Origin of the sequence: Aeromonas sp. Y311-2 (assembly GCF_027706025.1) — a bacterium.
GTDB classification, from domain to species: Bacteria; Pseudomonadota; Gammaproteobacteria; order Enterobacterales; family Aeromonadaceae; genus Aeromonas; species Aeromonas veronii.
Window position 1 is genome coordinate 266,753 of record NZ_JAPDCL010000001.1, and the last position, 21,751, is coordinate 288,503.

Here is a 21,751-nt window from a genome sequence, read left to right on the forward strand (position 1 = left end):
TGCTCCGGCATAAATGACTGCGGCAGGAGTGCTTGCCGACCTTATCCATCCCGTGACGCCATGAGCGAGCAGTATAAAGCCGCAGGTCTCCCGGATGCTGACAATCAAAGAGTCAAACCGTGTTTTTGAGCAGCACACCTTGCCGGGTGCTCACCATGTTCACTATTCAGGAGTATTGAAATGCAGCCACGACTGCTGTCGCTGATGCTTGCCGCTTTGCTGAGTCCATCAGCCATGGCTGGCGGCCTTGCCCTCTACGAGACCAGCACTGCCAACAGTGCGCTGGCCAACGCAGGGTCTGCCGCCCGTGCCCAAGGGGCAGATACTATCGCAAGCAACCCGGCCGGTATGACCAAACTGGAAGGTACCCAGTTGCAGGTCAATGGCGGTGTGGTATACGGCGACCTTGAGCTGGATCTGGACAACGGCGGTAACAACGGCGGAAATGCCCTGCAGACCGCGCCGCTCGGCAGCCTCTATCTGACTCATGTCATCGACGATCAATGGGTCGCAGGTATCGGCGTCTTTGGCAGTCACGGTCTGGGTATCGATTATGGCGATGGCTGGGATGGTCGTGGTTATACCCAGTCGGCCAAGCTGACCGGCATTGCCTTTGCTCCGAGTCTGGCGTACCGCATTGACTCAAATTGGTCAGTGGGAGCCAGCCTGATCGCCATGAATGGTTCGCTGGAAGCCTCTGTGGATCTGACGTCCGGGATGGGGGAAGGGCGGGAATTCTCCAACAGCGACTGGGCGTATGGCGCCTCCTTCGGGGTACTTTACGAGCTGGATCAGCACTCCCGTATCGGCCTGAGCTACTTCTCCGAACTGAAGTGGGAGCTGGAAGATCAGCTCTTCCCACGTGCTGATGTGGCAGGTCTAGGGGTCGAGATCATGATTCCGCAGACCATTACGCTAAGTGGCTATCACCAACTCAACGACCAGTGGGCCTTGCTGGCCAGTGCCAACTGGCAGCAGTGGTCCCGTTTTGGCGATATCGGTGTGGCATCTGCCATGGGCAGCCAAACCATTGATATGAATTACAAGGATACATGGCATGCCAGCCTGGGGGCACAGGTTGATGTCACCCCTGCACTGCGTTTGAGCAGCGGAATAGGCTATGACAGTAGTGCAGTGAGTGATGAGTACCGTACTGTGATGCTTCCAGTGGGTTCTGGTTGGCGCTGGGGTCTGGGGGCCAGTTATCAGTTGAGCCCAGCCACCAAGGTGGAAGCCAGCTATACCCTGGCCTGGCTGGGTGATATGCCAGTGGATCAGGATGGGAGCGGTCGCCCGCACTTGTCCGGCAGTTACAACAACAGCTACCTGAACTTCTTCAACATCGGTGTGCAACACCAGTTCTGAGTTGTGAGCCTTGCAAGCCTTCACTGGTTGGGGGCTTCTCCATCCTAGCCGTCGCGCCGATCCGGCGCGTTATTAGCTGGGTGGCTCGTGAGGTCCACTTGTTTGCTCATCCGTTACTCAAGGAACAGCATCAAATGTCATCACAATCAACCTCTGCGTTAGCGCGGTGGCTTTGGCGCCTGACGTTTATATTGGTCACGGTCGCTCTGGTTGTCTTCTTCTCGAAAGGTGCCCACATCTATCCAATTGAGGCGACCAGGTTCAACCATGCTTTGCCAGCCATCATGGTACTGCTTGATTCCGAGATCTTTATGGGGGTGATTACTGTGATCACTCTCTATGTGGTCCTCTATCTGGTCTATCTGCTGTGGCAACTGCATGAGATCGCTGTGCATCGTGCCAAGGTGTCCGAGTCGGTGCATATCACCCTGGTGTTTGCGCTCTCCTTGTGCGGACTGTTTATCGACAAGACCTGGTGGGTGCTTGCCGTCATCATCGCCTTTGCCCGTTGGGATGTGCTGAGCGAGCGGATGAGCCTTATTATCGGCCATGGTATTCGACGTGGCCGTCATGAGGGGGAGGCATCATGAAAGAGATCCTGCTGCCCTATATCCTGATCGTCTGGTTGCTGGTCAAGCTGAACATATTGCCTTGGAACCTAAAAACGGGTTTTTGGAGTACCGCAATTGGTGCGTTATTGGCGCTTGGGTTGTTGACTACCTCTCGCCATTTGGCTCCGGTGGATTTTACCGATTCGGCGACGGTCAAGGCACCTCATGCGGTGTTGGGACCATTACTAGGCATCAACCAGTTTCATCAGATAGATCAGATTTATGTTGCGCATAATCAGCGCGTTGCGCGTGGTCAGCCCATTTATAGTCTTGCGGACTGGGAGAGTAACGGTAAGTCTCAGGCGTTGAGCTATCAGATTGACGCCCAGCATGCCCAGGTGGCGTCAGAGGTAAGCCAGCAGCGAGCGATCCAGTCACGACTGAACCTCAATCACAAGGAATTGGCTCGGCTGACTCAGTTGGGTAACTTTGCCAGTATTCAGAGCCGTGACCAGCTGCAGACCCAAATTGATGGCGATCTGGCGCAACTGAGTGCCAGTGAAGCGAAGGTTCAGGCGATTGAAGCTCAGGTGTTGAATCTAGAGACAGAGCTGGCCTTGCAGGAGCGACGGAATGAAGAGAAGGTGATCAGGGCTCCGTTTGATGGGCAGGTTTCGATAGTCAATATTGCCAGCGGTTCCCGTACCGGCAACATGCACCTATACGACACTTCTCGCAAGTTTCTGGAGTTTCGCATTCCGGATCAGAGTTTTCGCAACATAGCACCAGGCCAGTTTGCCGAGTTTTATGTAGATGCCTATCCAGGACGCATCTTTCGGGCACGGGTGCACTCAGTACTTACTGGCACGGGGGAGGCCCAGATGAGTGTTGCGCAGGGGGATCAGGATGTACGGCAGCATGTGGGCAACAACATGTCGAGCCATGGCCGGACAGTGGTACTCGACATGCTGGTGCCGGACGGTGTGGACCTGCCAATTGGGGCAACCGGCTCAGCCTGGATTTCGGCACATAAACCCCATCCGCTGCTTGGCTTTATCGACATCATCGGTGCCGCCACCGTACGCCTCAAAGCGATGAAGGCCTATCTGTTTGCGATGTAACGGAGTGACATAAAAAAGCCCCTCCGTGAGGGAGGGGCTTGGTGAGCTTTACCGGAATAGTCAGGCCCTTTTTTCCGATCCTCTCATGATGAGGCGGAAGAAGAGCGGGATAAAGAAGATGGCGATAAAGGTAGCGGCCAGCATGCCGCCGATGACCGGCCAGCCGAGGGCGTGACGGCTTGCCGCACCGGCCCCGCTGGAGGTGACCAACGGCACACAGCCTAGGATGAAGGCGAGCGAGGTCATCACGATGGGACGGAAACGCAGGCGCGCCGCCTCCAGTGCCGACTCGATGAGGCTCATCCCCTCTTCGTGCTTCATCACCGCGAACTCCACGATCAGGATGGCGTTCTTGGCGGCAAGGCCGACCAGGGTCACCAGCCCGATCTGGAAGTAGACGTTGTTGGTCAGCCCCACCAGCCAGGTGGCGAGCAGGGCACCGAACAGGGCGAACGGTACCGCGGTGATCACCGCAAACGGCAGGCTCCAGCGTTCATACTGGGCAGCCAGAATCAGGAAGATCATCACGATACCGAAACCAAAGGCCATGCCTGCGCTGCCTGCGGCCGCTTTCTCCTGATAGGCGGAGCCGGTCCACTCCAGCTTGGCGTCGTTGCCAAGAGCTTCATTAGCAACCTCTTCCAGCGCGGCGATGGCTTGACCCGAGCTGTAGCCAGGGGCAGGCTGTGCCATGATCTTGGCGGCCTGGAAGATGTTGAAGCGTTCGACCAGTTCGGGGCCGGTGGCATCACGCACCGTCACCAGACTGCTGAGCGGGATCATCTCCCCCTTGTCGGAGCGGACATAGACGTTGCGGATGTCGCTCTTCTTGGCGCGATAGTCTGCCTCGGACTGCAACTGCACCCGGTAGGTACGGCCGAACTGGTTGAAGTCGTTGACATAGACCTGGCCGAAGGTGGCCTGCATGGTGTCGAACACCGCGTTGATGGGCAGCCCCAGCGCCTTGGCTTTTTCGCGATCCAGGTCGAGATAGACCTGCGGCACGTTGGCGCGGTAGGTGCTGGTGACGCTGGCAAACTCCGGGCGCGCCTTGGCTGCTTCAAGGAAGCGCTGTACTTCGCCGGAGAAGGCCTGGGCGTTGCCGGTGCCACGGTTTTGCAGATAGGCCTCAAGGCCACCTGTGGTGGACATCCCCTGAATGGGAGGCGGGTTGAAGGAGGCGACAAAGCCATCCGCCAGCCCCATCAGGCTCAAGCCCTGGAAGGTCTTGGCCAGCGAGAAGGAGTCCTGCCCGGCCCCCTGACGCTCGCTCCAGTCCTTCAGGGTAATGAAGGTCATGCCGCTGTTGCTGATGATGGCATTGGAGAGAATGTCAAAGCCCGAGAAGGTGATCACATCCTTCACATGGGGGTTTGCCATGGCGATCTTGTCGAACTGATCCGCCACCGCCTGGGTCCGGCTCATCGCGGCGGCATCCGGCAGCATGACGGCGGAGATGAGGTAGCCCTGATCTTCGTTTGGTACCAGTTCGCCCGGCACTTTCAGGAAGAGGCCGTAGATGGAGAGGATCAGCACGGCGATGATGGCAAAGGCGACCCCCACCCGACGGTTCAGGAAGGCCACACCCCGTACATAGCCGCGGGTCAGCTGGTCAAATTTTTCGTTGAACCAGACGAAGAAGCGGGCCGGTTTGTGGTGTCCCTCTTTCAGCAACACGGCACAGAGGGCCGGGGAGAGAGTCAGTGCCACCAGACCGGAGATGGCGACCGAGACCGCGACCGTGATGGCGAACTGCTTGTACATCACCCCTGTCATGCCACCCATAAAGGCGACCGGCAGGAACACGGCGCAGAGCACCAGCACGATGGCGACCACCGGACCGGAGACCTCCTGCATGGCGAGGATGGCAGCCTCCTTGGCGGAGCACTTCTTCTCGCTCATGATCCGCTCGACGTTTTCGAGCACCACGATGGCGTCATCCACCACGATACCTATGGCAAGCACCATGCCGAACAGGGTCAGCAGGTTGATGGAGAAACCGAGCACCAGCATGCCGGCGAAGGTCCCGATGAGCGACACCGGCACCGCGATACAGGGGATCAGGGTGGCGCGGAAGTTCTGCAGGAACAGATAGACCACCACGAACACCAGTACGATCGCCTCGAACAGGGTGTGTACCACCTCTTCGATGGAGATCTTCACGAACTCGGTAGTGTCGTAGGGGATCTGGTACTCGATATCCTGCGGGAAGCGCTCCTTGAGTCGCTCCATGGTGGCATGTACCGCATCGGCGACCGCGACGGCGTTGGCGCCCGGTTGCAGATAGGTGGCGATACCGATGGCCGGTTTGCCGTTGGCGCGGGCGACCAGATCATAATCCTTGCCCCCCAGCTCGACCCGGGCGACATCGCGGACCCGGATCTTGGAGCCATCGGGCATGGAGCGGACAATGATGTTCTGGAACTCCTTCACATCCTCAAGGCGCCCCTTGGTCTGCACCGTGTAGGTGAAGTCGATGGGGGCCGTGGTGGGTTGGGCACCAATCTTGCCTGCCGCGAACTGGGTGTTCTGCTCGCGAATGGCGCCGATCACGTCGCTCGGGGTGAGCTCGAGCTGGGCCAGTCGATCCGGCCGTAGCCAGATACGCATCGCATAGTCGGTACCGCCAAACAAGGTGGTATCACCGATGCCGGGAATCCGCTTGAGCTCGTCGATGATGTTGAGCAGGGCGTAGTTCGACAGATAGGTGGTATCAAACGAGCCGTTCGGTGACTGGAGGGTGACTACCTGCAGGATGGAGGTCGATTTCTTCTTGACCGTCACCCCCTGCTTTTTCACCTCTTCCGGCAGCTGGGCCATGGCAGCCGAGACCCGGTTGTTGACGTTGATGGTGGCCTGATCCGGATCGGTGCCGATCTCGAAGTAGACGTTGAGGTTCATCTGGCCGTTGGAGGCCGACCCCGACTGCATGTAGATCATCCGCTCGACGCCGTTGATCTGCTGCTCCAGCGGCGCTGCCACGGTCTGGGAGATCACCTCCGGAGTTGCGCCCGGATAAAACGCCGTGACCGAGACCACCGGCGGGGTTATCTGGGGATATTGCTCGATGGGGAGCGCCCGCATCGCCGCCAAACCGCCCAGCACGATAATGATCGAAATCACGCTGGCGAAGATGGGGCGTTCTATGAAGAACTTGGAAAACATACGGGCTCCTTACTTGGCCGCAGACTGGCTGACCACCTTGCCGGTGATCGCCTTCATCTCGTCGGCAGAGACAGGTTTTACCACGGCGCCGGGGCGAGCCTTCATCAAGCCTTCGACGATATAGCGCTCACCAGCCTGCAGGCCGCTCTCGATCAGCACGCCGGAGTCGACTGCCGCGCCCAGGGTCACCGGACGGGGCACTACTTTGTTGTCGGCATCGACCACCATCACCATGCGGTCAGCCTGGGACTGGACGATGGCGCGCGGCGGCACCACGATGGCGTTTTTGCGCAGGCCCAGATCGATGGTCATGCGGACAAACTGGCCGGGCAGTAGTACGCCGTCCTTGTTGTCGAAGATGGCGCGGGCACGGATGGTGCCGGTCTGGGGATCGACCCGGTTGTCGGAGAAGTTGAGCTTGCCCGCCTCCGGGTAGAGGGAGCCATCGGCCAGACGGATATGGGTGCGCCAGGTGGTGGCATCCTTCGCCTCAATCACCCCTTTCTTTACCGAGTTTTCGAAGTTGAGGCGATCCTGCTCCGAGTAGGAGAAGTTGACGTAGAGCGGATCAAACTGGGTGATGGTAGTGAGCAGGCCGTTGTCGCCGCTGGTGGAGATAAGGCTCCCCTCGGACTGGGAACTCTTGCTCGCCATGCCGTTGATGGGGGCGGTCACCTGGGTGTAGCTGAGGTTGAGCTCCGCCTCTTTCACCTTGGCCTGAGCGGCCTGATGACTGGCGATGGCCGCTTCATAGTTGGCGATGGTGTCGTCATAGTCCTTGCGACTCACCACCTGACGCTTGAAGAGGGGAATGATGCGATCCCGATCGGCACGGGCCTTGTTGAGACGGGCCTGCTCCTGAGCCAAAGTCCCTTTGGCCTGCTCCAGTGCCACCTTGTAGGGCTCCGGGTCAATCAGAAACAGCTCCTGACCGGCGGTAACCGGCTGGCCTTCCACATAAGTGCGCTTGAGCAGGATGCCACTGACCCGGGAGCGCACATCGATCTCCCGAAAACCGGCGGTCTCTCCCACCATCTCGGTGGTGAGCGGCACATCGGTCAGCTTGACCTCGGCGACCACCACAGGGACGGCGGGCATGGTCTGGGCCGTCTGGGTCGTCTCGCCGCCACAGGCACTCAGACCGCTGATCAGCGCCAGGGTCAGCAAGCTGCGTTTGTAAACCTCTCTTCCGGCATTGGGCACCTTCATCATCACACTCCTGTTGGATCGATTTCGGCTGCTGCGTTCAGCATGTTTCTCCATACACATCATTAACTTCATGATTAAAAAAACAACTTATTTATGATTGGAATGGGAGATGATAGGGCGGCAACCTTGAACACAACCTTCTCAAAGTGGCAATTAGGGTTGCCGATTGACGAAAAAAGTCTGACTTTTCCGATTTGGGCGGGGGGGCTTCGGGGATGTTCATCCCGGGCCAGGGCTCTTCGTAACCGTATCACGCCAGCCATTCCTTGCTGCAAAAAACAAGGTGCCATAAGGCACCTTGTCTGGATGGGGTTTTTACGCCCTTTTATCGCAGGCAACCGCGAGCCGCTTCACAGTTTACGAATTCGTCGCGACTCATCGGTTAATCTTGCGCCGCATCAGGCGAAGCAGGCCCAGATGGGGGCGTGGTCGGAGGGTTTCTCGATGCCGCGCAGCTCGTAGTCGATACCGGTCTCGGTCACCTTGTCCTTGAGAGCATCGGAGGCCATGATGAGGTCGATGCGCAGGCCACGGTTCTCGTCAAAGCCCTTGGAGCGGTAGTCAAACCAGGAGAAACGCTCGCACTCGGTGGGATTGGCGGCGCGGAAGGTGTCGGTCAGGCCGAACCCTTTCAGTCGCTCCATCCACTCCCGCTCGATGGGCAGGAAGGAGCACTTGCCATCCCGCAACCAGCGCTTGCGGTTCGCTTCGCCGATGCCGATGTCGAGATCGGTGGGGGAGATATTCATATCCCCGATCAGCACCAGCTGGTCGTCCGGGGTGTGGTTGGTCTCGAGGTAGTGCTGCAGATCCTCGTAGAACTTCTGCTTGGCCGGGAACTTGGTCTCGTGATCCTGACTTTCACCCTGCGGGAAGTAGCCGTTCATCACCTTGATGAGAGATCCGTCTTCGCGCTCGAAGGTGGCCATGATCATCCTGCGCTGGGCCTCTTCATCGTCGGTGGGGAAGCCTTTCTCCACCTTGACCGGCTTCTGCTTGCTCATGATGGCGACCCCGTAGTGAGCCTTCTGGCCATGAAACTCCACGTGATAGCCCATGGCCTCCACATCGGCCAGCGGGAAGGCTTCATCGTGCACCTTGATCTCCTGCAGGCCGATCACATCGGGCTGGTGCTTGTCGATGATGGCTTGCAGCTGGTGCAGACGGGCGCGCAGGCCATTGATATTGAAAGAGATGATCTTCATGTCCGGGATGCTCATGTCATTTTTATAAGTGGCTATTGGACTAGGAATCGGCGGTGGATGCAAGTTTGGCCGCGGGCCTGCATCAGTGGCAGGCACCGCGGGGTGGGCAGAGGTGTCAGCGGGTCATCTTTTTGACGAATACCACCACAAACAGCGCCAGCGTAAAGCTGCCGGTAAAGGCTTCAAAAGCGGCGAAGATCCTGGAGAGGCCGACTGGAGTGAAGTCGCCGTACCCTAAAGTGGTGAAGGTGACCACGCTGTAGTAGAGGCATTCGAGCAGGAAGATGGCATTTTGCTCGAGCGGGGCACCGGGCTGGTAGATGAGGTGCTCGCCCTGAAAATGTAGTCCGCAGAAGAAGTAAAAAATGCTGCAGATAAAGATGAGCAGCAACGAGAAGAGCACCACCCGCATAGGGGCCTCGCCATAGCCGCAAAAGAGATCGACCACCCAGGAGGTAAAACGCTGGCTCGACCAGAACGGCAGTTGCAGGCGGCGCATGGTGAGCTCCTGCTGGATATAGTTGCCGGACATGGTGAAGATCCCCTGTGCCTCGGAGGCTTTGCGCAGATCCCGGTAGGTCTCTTCCGCCTCCTTGAACCAGATGCGCGCCTGTTTGGGATCCCGTTCGCGGCGCCCCTTGCGATCCTGCATCACCCGTTTGCCGGTCTGCATGTTGTCGAGCCGGGTGTTGTGCCAGCGGATGCCGAGCAGGTTGACGTCATCGAGGGTAGCGCACTGGAGGTTGGCATCACTCAGATCAGCCTTCATCAGGCTGCCGCCCTTCATGTGCAGGCCGTAGAGGTGACCACCGCGCAGGTTGGCTCGATAGAGGTTGCACTGCTCCAGTAAAAATCCCTGATCGGACTCTTTGTTGACCAGATTGAGACCCGCCAGATTGGCGCGGGCCAGCTGCAGGCCGTGGCAGAGTCCGCCAGCGCGAACGTACTGTTCAAGCGCCTCGGCGGTGTGGGCTTCCTGGTGGGTATGGTGGGGATCATGCCAGTGGCAGAGATCGTGCTCGCCAGCCTCTTCACTGCAGTGGCGGCCATCGGCCACCAGATAACGACACATCGCCATCTTCGTTTCCCTCGCATTGCCGAACTGGTTTCAGCATAGGCGGGGAAAAGGGGGGGCGGCGGCGTCTTAGCTGAACTGGTTGAACTCCTGACGCAGCTTGCGAAAACGCTCCTGCTGGGCCGGGTTGAGGGGGATGCCGTCGAGCACGTCCAGGGTGTCCTTGCACTCGGCACCAAATTCCGGACTCTTGCGGTTTTTCTGCATCAGTTGCAGCAGCACCTGGATCTTGTTGAGAGCCGCACCGGTATTGGCGGGAGCGCGGCGCAGGGCCTCGCGAAAATGGCCGAGGGCCTGCTCCAGCTCGCCGCTCTGATAGGCCTTGATCCCCAGATCGTTGAGCTGCTGGTAGCGCTGACGCCGCTCCAGCACCGTCTTGTCATCCCGGGTTGCCTGAATGCAGGTGGTGAGCAGCCGATCTTCGTCCTCCGCCAGCAGCCCTTGCAGGCTTTCGGCATATTCGAACTCGCCGAGCTGATAGAGGGCGAGGATGGTCTCGCCAAGGAGGGCGGGGGGCATGGTGGCAGGCTCATCGAGCCAGTTCTGGTTGGCGCGATAGAGCATCTTCTTGCCCTTGAGCAGCTCCCCCAGCGCAATCTGCACCCTGGCCTGACAGATCTGCTCGAACACCGGGTAGTTGAACTCCGACATCATCAGCGAATCGCGGATGCGCGACAGGGCCGAATTGACCTGCTTTTGCAGGTTGGCGATGTGGTAGCTGTCGTTGCTGTTGAGGGCGTAGAGGGTCAGGGTCTGGATATAGGCCCCCAGATAATGGGGCGTGCGATGGATGGAGTTGCGCGACAGGTCGATCAGCGACATCAGCACATCCTTGGCCTGGGCGTAGTCGTGGCGCTGCAGGCAAACCTCCGCCAGTCGTCGGGAGAGTTGCACCGACTGAGGGGAGATATCCACTGCCCGTCTGAGCTCCTGCTGCGCCTGCTCGTCATTGCCAAGGGCCAGCAGGGATTCTGCCAGCCAGAGGTGAGCCTCCACCATCAGCGGGGTATTTTTGAGGGTCGCCTGCAGATGGCTGACCGCCTCTTCGTGGAGCCCCAGGGTGTTGCACGCCTTGCCCAGAGTCAGGCGGGCCCAGCTGTTCTCTTGCCCGGCCAGCAGTTGGCGCATCAGGGAGCGCGCCTCCTGCGCCTGACCCAGCTTGAGGTGGGTATCGGCCTGCAGGCAGCGGCAGTAGTTGGCAAAACGGGGCACCGCATCGGCCCGCTCGGCGCAGGCGGTAATGAGCGCCGCCAGATTGTCATCGGCCAGTGCGGTAAAGACGCTGGCCAGGGCGTTGCGCCGGGCGAGGGCGCGCTTCAAGCGAAACGAGAACTGCTCCTGAGAGAAGGGCTTCATCAGGTATTCGTCGGGTTCGGCTTCCAGCGCGCTCAGTACCATGGCGCGGGAGCTGTCTCCACTGACCATTATCACCACGCTCTGGGGCGGGATCAGGTCTTTGTCGCGCAGGCTCTCGAGCAGCTGGCGGCCATTCTCGCCAACCCCCAGATCGTAATCGATGAGATAGATGTCGAAACTGCCCTTCTGGCAGCGGCGCCGCGCATCCTCGGCGGTATTGGAGTAGGTGATGTTGCTGATACCCAGATTGAGCAGCATCGCCTTCATCATCACCTGAAACGAGCGCTGCTCATTGACCATCAGAATGCGTTGTGGCTTGGCTGGGCTCTTTTTTTCTGGCTCTTGTTCGGGTGTCTGCATCTGTCTGGGTCGAGGCGCTACGGGCTGATGGGAGAAAGTGTGCCACCAAAGCGCCCGAAGAGGCAATTGGCCAAGTTGTCGATTGCGAACCATCTCCGTTTGTCCGCCTTTTGCCCGCGATGAGTGAAAGAAAAAGGCCCTGTTGCCAGGGCCTTGAACTCACCGTTTTTTCTCTGCCAGATAGGGAGCAAATTGCGGCGTGTACTCAGCCTTGAACCCCTGTTCGGTCTTGATGATGAGATAGACCGCCAGCTGGTGCTGTTTGGCAAATGCCATCCCCGCTTCAGGCCCCATCACCATCAGCGCGGTATCGAGGGCATCGGCCTCCAGTGCGGTCGGGGTGATGACGCTGGCGGAGACCAGCTTGTGGGTGACCGGCTGGCCGGTGGCGGGGTCGATGATATGGGAGTAACGCTGGCCATCCAGCTCGTAGTAGTTGCGATAGCTGCCTGCAGTGCTGAGCGCCATGCCGTTGGGGATGACGATATCGGAAAACGCCCCCGGCTGATCGGAGGGTTCGACGATGGCCACTTTCCATGGCGAGCCCTTGCTGTTGTTGCCCTTGCTGCGCACCGCACCGGCCACTTCGATCAGGTAGTTGTGTACCCCCTTGCCCTCGAGCAGGGTGGCGATTTCATCCGATGCCGCCCCTTCGCCGAGAGTGGAGAGGTCGAGATAGAGATCCGGGATCGTTTTTTCGAGCAGGAAGTGATCCCCCTGCGGGGTCAGGGTCAGTTTGTCGATGCCCACCTTGTGGCGAGCGGCGGCGATGGCTGCCTCATCGGGCCGCTTGACCGGCCGTTTGTCCGGGCCAAAGCCCCACAGATTGACCAGAGGCCCCACGGTCACATCCAGCTTGCCGTCGGTCAGCTTACCGGCATCCATCCCCTGCTGGACTATGATGGCCATGGCGGGCGGGATGGCAAACGGGGTGTTGGCGGGCCCCTGATTGAAACGGGAGATGAGCGAACCCGGATCGTAGGTGGAGATCTCCTTGTTCATCCGGGCTAGCAAACTTTCTACGTCACTTTTGAGGGCGGGCTCCCCACCGGGATAACTATCGCTCAGGGTCACCACATAGTAGGTGCCCATGGTCTTGCCCTGAATACGGGTCTGGGCAGGCGGGGTGGGCTGGCAGCCGGCCAGCGCCAGCAGCAGGGTCAGCAGCAGGCCGCGCATGGCCGCCACGGGGGTTATCGCAATCATCCGGCGCTCTCATCTGGAGAAGGTTCATATCGGGGCGCTAGCTTAGCCAAGGGGCGCCCTTCGGGCGAGCCCTGATAGGGCCAATAGGAGGGAAAAGGGCAGAAAAAATTAAACATTTTTGAACCTGTGGCGGGAGTGGGTCGTATCGTCCATCCGTGAGGGAGAGAGTGGCGAGTAGAGCACCGTCTGGTGACCTGGCCCGCAGCTTTAGCCAAAAGCCATAGCCGATTGAAGACAATTGAGTAAAATGAAGGTCGATTTAGACGGCATCTTTGCGAAGCGTTCACCGCATCCGCCAAGTCGTTGCCATCCATTGCCAATCAAAGGAGAAGATGATGAAAAAGGCGATTACCCTGCTGTTTCTGAGTACCCTGGCTGCCCCCGTGCTGGCGGATGAGTGTGCACTGGTCATCGAAGGCAATGATGCCATGCAGTACAACCTCAAAGAGATGAGCGTGCCGGCCACCTGCAAGGAGGTGACGGTCACCCTGAACCACACCGGCAAGCTGCCTGTGACCGCCATGGGTCACAACTGGGTGCTGGCCAGCACCGCCGACTATCAGACCGTGGCGACTGCCGGGATGAGCGCCGGGGCCGAGAACGGCTATCTGCCCAAGGATGATTCTCGTGTGCTGGCTCACACCAAGCTGATCGGCGGCGGCGAGAGCAGCAGCGTCACTTTCAAGACCGACGGTCTGGCGGGCAAGGATCTCACCTTCTTCTGCTCCTTCCCCGGCCACTTCGCCATGATGAAGGGCTCCTTCAAGGTCAACTAAGGTGCTGACCGGCACGAGCCGGTTGCCTCAATAGCAAAAGCCGGGATTTCCCGGCTTTTCTATTGAGCTATATATCTGACAGAATTGGCTGGCATCAGACGAGGTTTTTGTTCTAAAGACGCTGGAAGATACACGGAAATGCAATTAGTAAAATTGGTTCTCAGTTGTTGTTTACTCTTGGTGTGTACTATCGCCTTGGCAGCAGAACCTCCGGTAAAGAAAAGTCGTAGTGGTATATGTCATCCGAAAGGGGGGACTTATTACAACCGAACCAAGCATTATATCCCTTATGACACAATGCAAGCATGCCTCGACAGTGGAGGGCGGGCACCCAAACGTTAATCAAATTAGAGCCAGAGTGAAAACTCAGCCAAGTCATAGCATTTGACATTTTTGGTAGCGCATTTTTTCGCCTCGGATTTTAGCCATTCAAATGCAGCTTTTTTATGGCCTTGGCCTTCAATCAAAATGATGACATTTTGTTCAGGAGCTTTGTTTGCGCTTTGTAAAAAGAAAGGAAATTTACGGTCTACAGAGCCGGAAACTTGTTGCTGATGAGGCTCAATACGAGTTAACCCATCAATTGGATGGTTAATTACAAAAGCACTGATTGCTTTAAGCCCATAGAGATCCTCGTAAGGAACTCTGCATTTGAATGTTTTGGCGTTAACTAATTTATTATCCTCAACATAACCAAATTCATTCAAAATCTCTCTAATTCTTTTCTGTAGTTGTTGATTACTTTTTTCTTCTTCAGTGGTGAGTTCTGGTGGTGTTTCGAATCCATCAAGTGTGTATTGCATAGGATCTCTCATCACAAAAGCCATGAGAGACCCATATTACTCCGAGATATATAACTTTCAATATTCGTGAGTGATTTTTAACCGCGGCAGATCCTATTTGAGAACATCCTGCAGGGTAAAGAAGGCGATGGCGGTCTTCTTCTGGCATTCGAAGTGAATGCTCTCTTCACCGGTCACCACCAGCGTCTCGTTGATGGCCACCTCTTTGCCCTGCACGGCCAGCTGGCCGCTCAGCAGGTGACAGAGGTAGGTCTTCTCTGGCTCGAGGGTAAGGGTCAGCGGAAAGGGGAGGTTCAGAACCCGCACGTTGGCGCTGATGCGATCCGGATGGTAGATAAGCCCCAGATCGGTCACCTCTTTTTTCAGCAATTCGCAGTGGGTCTCCTCATCGCCGCTAAAGTGCGCCGCCTCGAAGGTGGCGTAGGGGTGACCATTGAGCACAAAGCCAGCCCCGCTCACCGGCAGCAAAATGCGCTGATAGCCGGGAAAGGGGGAGAAGGGGCCCGCGCTCTTGATGGGGGCCGAGCTCAGTCGATAGTCAAAATCGAGTTTGGCAAGGCTGCTCCCCTCGGGGGAGATGAGGAGCTGGCTGGTAGTGCCCTGCTGGTTTTTCCAGGGCATCTTCTGGTGGTCAGACTCTTTAATCAGGGTGATCACGGGCACTTCCTCACGATAAAAAAACGCAGGGAGCAGGGGACATCTGCCCCGGCTCCCTGATAGAGATTGGCGATGGTAAAGGCGATCAGCCCTGACCATCCAGCGCAGCCAGCCGCGCTTCCATGGCGGCGAGACGGCTCTTGAGCTCGTTTACCTCCTGCTCCAACTCGCTCAGACGGTCGGCGGCAGGGGAGGCATAGGCCGCGGCGGGGGCGGCATCCATCATCGCCTGAATATCCACTTCGCCGCTAAACAGGTGGGCGTAGCGGGATTCGCGCTTGCCCGGCTCGCGCGGCAGCTTGACCACGTAGGGGCCACGCTCGATGAGTTGGGTCAGTACCGCATCTACCTCGGTGACATCATCGAAGCTGCAGAGGCGGTTGGTGCGCGAGCGCAGCTCCCCCGGGGTTTGCGGGCCGCGCAGCAGCAGTTCGCAGACGATGCCAAGCTCCTGGGCACTGAATTTCAGCTCGCCAAATTCTGTGTTACAGAATCTGTGCTGATAGCGGGGCACCCGGGCGTTGAAGCCTGCAGTGTTGACCACCAGCCGCTTGCGGATCAGCTCGTCCACCACGGCGCGGATATCGAGCTCGGAGAGCTCCAGCACCGGCTCGCGGTTGCTCTTCTGGTTGCAAGCGTTGACCAGTGCATTAAGGGAGAGGGGATATTGATCCGGGGTGCAGATCTCTTTTTCAATCAGACAGCCGATGACGCGGGCTTCCAGTGGGCCAAGTACTAACTCCATTTCCTACTCCCTTCCAAATCGAGACATCAAGAGCCCCTATCTTAGTCATGGTCCGCGCCGCGTCTAGCGTTGCGCGCTATTTTTGCGAGCTGATCAGGGCGTTGGCGAAAGGCTCGCCAACGCCAGAGGTCTCCGCTTTTAGCGCTGTCCCTGATAGAAGCGCGCCTTATTGGCATACATGGCGTCGTCAGCCACCCGGCTCAGCTCCGCCAGGGGGGTCTGGTCGCTGCTGCTCCAGCCGATGGCAAAACGCAGCGGGAAGCTGTGCTCCCCATGCTTCACGATGGCGTGCTGCTGGCTTGCCTCCAACCTGCCTGCCAGCTGCTGGCTGGCGAGGTGATCCGCCTCCGCCAGCAGGACGAACTCGTCGCCGCCGATGCGGAAAATCTTCTCATCCTGACGGCAGAGGGTGCGTAGCTGGCGAGCCATCTGTATTAGCAGGGCGTCACCAGCCTCGTGCCCATACTGGTCGTTGGTACGCTTGAGGCCGTTGAGATCGAGCATGAAGAGGGCGAGGTGACGCTCCGGATGGCGCGCCAGCACTGCTTGATAGTGGTGGAAGGCCTCTTCGAACGCCTGCCGGTTGGGCAGCCCGGTGAGGTTGTCGGTGCGGGCGACCCGCGCCAGCTCGTCGGTGAAGAGGCGCCCCTCGATGCCCACCGCCAACTGTTTGGCAAACAGCCGCAAGATGGCCCTGTCTTCGGACTCCAGCCCTTCCGCGCTCACCATCAGATAGCCAAACAGCACGCCGCTCTGGCTACCGGGCAGGGTCATGATCTTCCAGAGTGCGTTATCCCACTGGCATTCGGAGTGTTTGACCTCCTCATCCATCAGTTGAGTCAGTTTCTCCTGCAGGGCATCCCGCAAGGGGGCATCGACCCCCTGGGTCAGGGAGTAGTGGGGCTGCCTGTCTCGGCGGATCACCAGTCCCCAGCGGTGGCCAGGATAGAGCTGCGAGAGTTGCAGCAGGGCGGAGCTGGCCAGCTCGGCAATATCGATATCCAGCTGCTGGTGCAGACCGAACTGCAACCAGGATTGCAGGATATGGCGGCTGCGCTCCTCCCGGCTCAGGGCCGAGCGCAGGGCGGTCGTTTGCGAGGCAACCTCTTGCTCCAGTTCGTCGTTGAAGCCGAGCAGCCGCTGGTTGAAGGCCTCTTTCTCGCTATTGGCCTGCTGCAGCTGTTCATTTTGCTGATAGAGCGCCCGCACCTGATCCGAGATGGTGCTGGCCATCTCCTGCAGCAGCTGGCGTACCTCGTCGTACTCCACAAAGCGCAGCGGCGCCTGCCGTTGCTGGTAGTTGCCCTTGCCATAGCTGCGCACCAGCGCGGCCAGCGAGCGCAGCGGTCGGATGAGCCAGCGGGTGAGCCAGACGCAGCCGATGGCCACCAGCAGCAACATGACGGCGATGCTGACGGTCAGCAACTGCTGGGATTTATTGAGCTCGCTGACCCTGTCATTGCTGTAGCTGTAGAGGGTGATGGTGGGGGTGATCTCCTGCTCCAGTTGGGGCCAGCCAATGGCCAGGGGCTGCGCCAACTTGCTTGGCTCCCTGTCATCCATGGCGTTGGCATTCTGGTGAGCCCCTTCGTAGAGACGGTTCTCGCCCTGGGAGATCACCAGATATTCGCTCCCTTTGAGATAGGGCTCCAGCAACTGGGCCATCTGTCGCCAGGGGAGAATGGCCATCACGAAGCCGGAAGGGGTCTGCATCACCCCAGCGCGCTGGTGGTTGCGATAGATGGGGGCTACCAGCGCCAGCCCGCCGCTGCGGTTTTGCTCCATGTCGTCGACCAGCACGGGATCATCGACGGGCAGCAGCAGATGCTTGCCCTGTTTCGCCTCGCGGGTCTTGCCCCAGGCCATCAGTTGCGGCATCAGGTCGCTCGATTCGAGGTGGGAGGCCTGGCCATTGATGTACTCCACCACCAGCCCCTTGTCATCGATGAGGTAGGCCGAGGTGAGCAGGCTGTTGGATTTGACAAAGGTGGCCAGCGCCAGCCGGGCATGGCTGGAGAAGAGAAAGTTGTCGAGGGCCTGATGGAGCACCCGATCCTGGCTGAGCTGATTGAGCTGGGTGCCGATCAGCTCGCTGCGAAAGCGGGCCTCGCGGGTCATGCTGGTGAGGGCCCGCTCCAGCTGCGACTGCTCGCTCTGGGCGATGATCTGGTGCTGGCGGATCAGCAGCACAGTGCTGGCCAGCAGTGCCGGCAGCAAGGCGACGGTGAACAGGATGATGATGAGGGTCGGGCCGAGCCGAAAGGTGCGATGTTTCATGGTGTTTTGACCTGCCGGTACTGCTGATCGGCCAGCTGCTGCATATAACGGGCGGTGTCGGCGGCACTGATCCCCTCTTTAAAGCGCTCGAACCCTTTCTCCATCGCTTGCCAGGCGATGGACATGGCGCTGTCGGAGGGCATGGGGGTGCTGAGGGTGAACTGTTCCAGCAGCACTTTTTCCTGAGGCGTGGGACGGCGGCTGATGGCGGTAAAAGCCTGCTGATTGACCGGCAGCAGCGCCCCCTGATGATAGATGGACTGCTGAATATCCTGACGCTGGATAAAGGCCATCAATGCCTTGATGACGGGTTGCCGATCCTCATTGTCCATCGCCCAGCGGGAGGCTCCCATCACGTAGGCGCCGCTCATGGAGTGCATGGGATGGCTTTGCCAGCGGGGCAGCAGGGCAACGCCCAGCTTATCCCCCATGTTCTTCACCAGATCGTTGAAGGCCCAGTCCCCATTGATGAGGTAGGCGCTCTTGCCCTCATTGAAGCGGGCGAGGGCGGTGTCATAGTCGCACTCGGGATCGACCCACTGTTCGCGGGCAACGGTACGGTAGGCCTCCAGTGCCTGCACCATGGCCGGGTTGTCGAGGGTGATGCGCCCTTCGGTCACCGGCGAGCCACCAAAGGTGTGTAAAAAGGCGGCGAAGTAGTACATGTCGTGATAGGGCCAGCTGACGGGGTAGACCCCCTTGGCCTTGAGGACCGGGGTGATAGCAGTCAGTTGCTGCCATTGGGTCACCGGAGTCGAGACCAGCGCCTTGTTGTAAAACAGCATCAGATGGTTGCCCTGCATCATGGGCATGCCCCAGCGTTGCCGATCCAGGGTGACATAACGCAAGGCACTGGCCATTAGCGCGGGGGAAAACCACTCGGCCGGGAGGGGGGCGAGGGTCATCTGGCGATAGAGGCCGATAAAATCGGAGGGGATCAGCATCAGGTCGGGCAGCCCCCTGGCCTGAGCCGCCAGCAGGAGATCCGCCTTGATCTTGCCCGGCTCAATCTGGGTGACCCGCACTCTGTGGTTCCCCTCCTGATTGAAACGGGCGATCACGTCGTCGATCACGTAACCGGCTTGCTGGGAGTGCCACAGCTCCAGTTCAGGCTCCTGAGCCTGCAGGGGGTGGCTCAATGCGAACAGGCAAAGCAGCAAGAGATGATAAAAAGATCGTTTTCTGCTCATGTTATCATCACCGTTATTCCCTGAATTCCAAGGGAAAAATGTAACAAACTACCGGCAAGATCGGTAGGCTCGGGTGTCAACTAATTGACTGAAACAACAAAAAGCCCGGCGCGTGGGCCGGGCTGGGGGATAAATTGCTTATCCGCATATTCTTCGAGGCATCTATTGTGGATGTTGTTTGAGGATGTCGTATATCTCCTCTTTCAGTTTGAGTTTCTGTTTTTTCAGATCTCTCACCTCGGCGCTATAGTCGCTGGCGTGATGCTTTTCCAACTTTCTAATCTCCGCATCCAGGTCGTTGTGCAAGTCAAACTTCTTCTGGAAATGGACATCACTGCTCTTCAGTTTCGAGATGAGTTCTCTGTACTCTGGGAACATGTAATGGAGCCTCCTTGGTTTCGTTTGATTGTGCCTGTAAGACCAAAGCTACCCCTTAGTGCCGGGGATAAATGTGATCCTGATCGGATTTGGGGGCAATGATTTGGGGTATTCGGCGGGATATTTATAACTTGTTGAATCAAAACAAGATAAGTGATTTGTCAATCTGAATGGTGAGCCAAACTGTGCGACAAGTCACAACAGGGGCAGGGTTGGCGTGAGGGTGCAGGATCAAAAAAGGGGCCGAGTGGCCCCTTTTTATGGATGCAGGCAACGTTACTCTTTATCTTCATCCGCCTGCTCTTTTTTCTTTTTCTTCTCGGGCAGCGGCTTGCCGTCGCGGTGGATCACCTTGCCCGCCTCAAAGCCAATCTGGGCGGCCAGCTCCTCCAGATCCGCCGACTTGGCCTGATCCCCGATGGCGTAGCGATAGTTGGCGATGGAGAGTTTGTCAGCCACCGGCGTGCCCGGGACGATAGGCTCGCGCCAGCCCTGGCCGATGTGGGCCACCAGGGTGCCGTTCATCAACAGCTCGCCGACGATCTCCTGGGTCGGATTGCCCTTGCCGTAGGTGAGACCCTGCGGGTGCTTCTTGCCGACCAGCGGCTCGTTGCTGGCGGGGATCAGCTTGGTGCGGATCAGCCACTTGGGCTTTTTGGTGTTGCCCACCGCCTTGCCGGTCTGGTACTCGTTGATCTTGATGGTCTTGATCATCTGGGCCATGAAGTCCTTGGTCAGCGCCTTCTGGGCGTCGCTGGTTTCATCGATGGCGATGGGGGCCACATACCAGGTCTGGGTGGCTTGAGCCTTGGGAGCGGCAGGGGCAGTTTGCGCCATGGCCAGGGGGCTGAGCAGGATGGCAGCCAGCAAGAGTCCTATCTTCTTCATTGTGATTCCGCTTTTGTTTCAACAAGAATTTTGTTTTGCCAGCGACGACTGCGCCAGCGCCAGAACATGGCCAGACCGCGCACCCACTCGTCGCAGGCCAGCGCCAGCCAGATACCGACCAGTCCATAACCCTGCATGATACCGAGGAAATAGGAGAGTGGCACGGCAATTCCCCACATGGAGAGCAACGCCATGTAGAGGGGGAAACGGGCATCCCCGGTGGCCCGCAGGGCGTTGATCACCACCAGATTGAAGGTGCGGCCGGGTTCGAGGATAAGGCTGATAAGAAACAGTTGCGCCACCTGGGTGATGATGTCGGCATCATCGGTAAAGAGGCTGATGATGGTGCGGCCGTTGAGGGCCGCCGCCACGGCGATGACGCAGGTGACCGCCAGCCCCAGCTTGAGGCTCTTGAGCAGCTGCTGATAGGCGCGATCGAACTGTCTTGCTCCCGCCAGATGGCCGATGATGATCTCGTTGCCAAGGCCGATGGAGAGGCCAAACAGCAGGATAAACAGGCAGATCTGAAAGAAGTAGGATTGGGTCGCCAGCGCCTTGTCCCCCAGCAGTCCGACAAAGGCTGTCACCACCATAAACTGCAGCATCCAGGAGAGGTTCTCCCCTGCCGCAGGCAGGCCGATATGGAGCACCTTGCCCAGCATCTCCCGGCTGGGGTGGACGATATCGCGCACCACCAGGCGAATGCCGGTCTTGCGTGATACCAGCCACACCAGCAGCACCACGCCGACCAGTCGGCCAGCGACCGTGCTGATGGCGACACCGGCGACCCCCAGCTGGGGCAGGCCGAACCAGCCGTAGAGCAGCAGCAGGTTGCCGACGAAGGTGATGAGGTTGACGATGAGAGTCACATACATCGCCTGACGGGTGTGGCCATGGGCGCGCAGGGTCGCCGCCAGACAGAGGGCCGCGGCCTCCGGTAACAGGCAGAGACCGATGATCTGCAAGTAAAGCGTCCCGTCGCTCATCAGGTTGGCAGGCAGGTTCATCAGCGCCAGCATGGTGCTGGCCCCCGCCATCACGCCGATGGCGGCCACCAGACCGATCAGCAGGTTGAAGCCGATAGCGGTGTGGATCACCACCCGACTCTTCTCCCGATCGCCTGCTCCCAGATACTGGGTGATCACCACGCTGGTACCGATGCTGACGAAGCTGAACAATGTGATGGCGAGATCGAACACCTGATTGCCGACCGCCAGCGCGGCCACTCCCTGATAGGAGACGTGACCCACCATGAAGGTGTTGAGGGCACCGGTCAGAAAGTGCAGGGCGAGATCGATAAAGAGCGGCCAGGTCAGCGCAAATAGCGTGCCCGGGCCTGCGTGGGATTGAGATTGCATGGCATGTCCAACAGCTGGGAGGGCACGGGGGAGTGCCCTCTGGGGGCGCATTTAACACCAAGGCCA

The 21,751-nt window shown here is 58.7% G+C and carries 19 protein-coding genes; 5 read left to right on the forward strand and 14 right to left on the reverse strand.

The features are described from left to right. Window positions 1-180 precede the first annotated feature (180 nt). The 3 genes from OKC42_RS01190 to OKC42_RS01200 all read left to right on the forward strand — a co-directional run bounded on the left by OKC42_RS01190 (window position 181) and on the right by OKC42_RS01200 (window position 3,037). Window positions 181-1,365: an OmpP1/FadL family transporter gene (locus OKC42_RS01190; RefSeq protein ID WP_270818974.1), complete on the forward strand. Its 1,185-nt coding sequence runs from the start codon at window positions 181-183 to the stop codon at window positions 1,363-1,365. A 284-nt stretch (window positions 1,366-1,649) separates the two neighbouring features. Then, window positions 1,650-1,955: a hypothetical protein gene (locus OKC42_RS01195; protein ID WP_021231217.1), complete on the forward strand. Its 306-nt coding sequence runs from the start codon at window positions 1,650-1,652 to the stop codon at window positions 1,953-1,955. Further along, window positions 1,952-3,037, forward strand: a complete 1,086-nt coding sequence (locus OKC42_RS01200; protein ID WP_005361696.1) for an HlyD family secretion protein — start codon at window positions 1,952-1,954, stop codon at window positions 3,035-3,037. Before OKC42_RS01195 ends, OKC42_RS01200 begins: the two co-directional genes overlap by 4 nt. A 60-nt stretch (window positions 3,038-3,097) precedes the next feature. On the opposite strand, the gene OKC42_RS01205 is transcribed toward OKC42_RS01200, so the two are convergent. The 6 genes from OKC42_RS01205 to OKC42_RS01230 form a co-directional block, all read right to left on the reverse strand. Continuing rightward, window positions 3,098-6,202: an efflux RND transporter permease subunit gene (locus tag OKC42_RS01205; RefSeq protein ID WP_064341877.1), complete on the reverse strand. Its 3,105-nt coding sequence runs from the start codon at window positions 6,200-6,202 to the stop codon at window positions 3,098-3,100. A gap of 9 nt (window positions 6,203-6,211) precedes the next feature. Then, on the reverse strand, window positions 6,212-7,411 hold the full coding sequence (locus OKC42_RS01210; RefSeq protein WP_042056448.1) for an efflux RND transporter periplasmic adaptor subunit: 1,200 nt from the start codon (window positions 7,409-7,411) through the stop codon (window positions 6,212-6,214). 398 nt (window positions 7,412-7,809) lie between these two features. Continuing rightward, on the reverse strand, window positions 7,810-8,616 hold the full coding sequence (gene xthA, locus OKC42_RS01215; protein WP_005337776.1) for an exodeoxyribonuclease III: 807 nt from the start codon (window positions 8,614-8,616) through the stop codon (window positions 7,810-7,812). A gap of 115 nt (window positions 8,617-8,731) precedes the next feature. Continuing rightward, window positions 8,732-9,694, reverse strand: a complete 963-nt coding sequence (locus tag OKC42_RS01220; protein WP_270818975.1) for an ion channel — start codon at window positions 9,692-9,694, stop codon at window positions 8,732-8,734. A 66-nt stretch (window positions 9,695-9,760) separates the two neighbouring features. Then, window positions 9,761-11,407 carry a tetratricopeptide repeat-containing response regulator gene (locus tag OKC42_RS01225; protein ID WP_042056451.1) on the reverse strand — a complete coding sequence of 549 codons (1,647 nt, stop codon included), beginning with the start codon at window positions 11,405-11,407 and terminating at the stop codon, window positions 9,761-9,763. A gap of 159 nt (window positions 11,408-11,566) precedes the next feature. Beyond that, window positions 11,567-12,613 (reverse strand): FAD:protein FMN transferase, encoded by a 1,047-nt coding sequence (locus OKC42_RS01230; protein WP_270818976.1) that lies wholly within the window; start codon window positions 12,611-12,613, stop codon window positions 11,567-11,569. Between the two features lie 335 nt (window positions 12,614-12,948). Here OKC42_RS01230 and azu point away from each other — a divergent pair, with 335 nt between their 5' ends. Then, window positions 12,949-13,389 carry an azurin gene (azu, locus tag OKC42_RS01235; protein ID WP_139428543.1) on the forward strand — a complete coding sequence of 147 codons (441 nt, stop codon included), beginning with the start codon at window positions 12,949-12,951 and terminating at the stop codon, window positions 13,387-13,389. A 138-nt stretch (window positions 13,390-13,527) separates the two neighbouring features. Beyond that, window positions 13,528-13,731 (forward strand): hypothetical protein, encoded by a 204-nt coding sequence (locus OKC42_RS22675; protein ID WP_083249997.1) that lies wholly within the window; start codon window positions 13,528-13,530, stop codon window positions 13,729-13,731. 5 nt (window positions 13,732-13,736) lie between these two features. Here OKC42_RS22675 and OKC42_RS01240 read toward each other — a convergent pair whose 3' ends face one another. The 8 genes from OKC42_RS01240 to OKC42_RS01275 form a co-directional block, all read right to left on the reverse strand. Continuing rightward, entirely contained in the window at window positions 13,737-14,192 is a 456-nt protein-coding gene (locus OKC42_RS01240; RefSeq protein ID WP_069529010.1) for a PD-(D/E)XK nuclease superfamily protein, read from the reverse strand. A 93-nt stretch (window positions 14,193-14,285) separates the two neighbouring features. After that, complete coding sequence (locus OKC42_RS01245; protein WP_270818977.1) at window positions 14,286-14,849, reverse strand: HutD family protein; 564 nt, start codon at window positions 14,847-14,849, stop codon at window positions 14,286-14,288. Between the two features lie 85 nt (window positions 14,850-14,934). After that, complete coding sequence (locus tag OKC42_RS01250; protein WP_064336484.1) at window positions 14,935-15,594, reverse strand: YceH family protein; 660 nt, start codon at window positions 15,592-15,594, stop codon at window positions 14,935-14,937. 138 nt (window positions 15,595-15,732) lie between these two features. Next, a complete protein-coding gene (locus OKC42_RS01255; protein WP_270818978.1) occupies window positions 15,733-17,871 on the reverse strand; it encodes a sensor domain-containing diguanylate cyclase in 2,139 nt (712 codons plus the stop codon). Then, window positions 17,868-19,061 (reverse strand): sugar ABC transporter substrate-binding protein, encoded by a 1,194-nt coding sequence (locus tag OKC42_RS01260; protein ID WP_270818979.1) that lies wholly within the window; start codon window positions 19,059-19,061, stop codon window positions 17,868-17,870. The genes OKC42_RS01255 and OKC42_RS01260 overlap by 4 nt, the downstream gene beginning before the upstream one ends. A 162-nt stretch (window positions 19,062-19,223) precedes the next feature. Further along, window positions 19,224-19,439 (reverse strand): YdcH family protein, encoded by a 216-nt coding sequence (locus tag OKC42_RS01265; protein WP_005337763.1) that lies wholly within the window; start codon window positions 19,437-19,439, stop codon window positions 19,224-19,226. Between the two features lie 276 nt (window positions 19,440-19,715). Next, window positions 19,716-20,327 (reverse strand): hypothetical protein, encoded by a 612-nt coding sequence (locus tag OKC42_RS01270; RefSeq protein WP_040094762.1) that lies wholly within the window; start codon window positions 20,325-20,327, stop codon window positions 19,716-19,718. Further along, complete coding sequence (locus OKC42_RS01275) at window positions 20,324-21,685, reverse strand: MATE family efflux transporter (RefSeq protein ID WP_150996553.1); 1,362 nt, start codon at window positions 21,683-21,685, stop codon at window positions 20,324-20,326. The genes OKC42_RS01270 and OKC42_RS01275 overlap by 4 nt, the downstream gene beginning before the upstream one ends. Window positions 21,686-21,751: the final 66 nt, after the last annotated feature.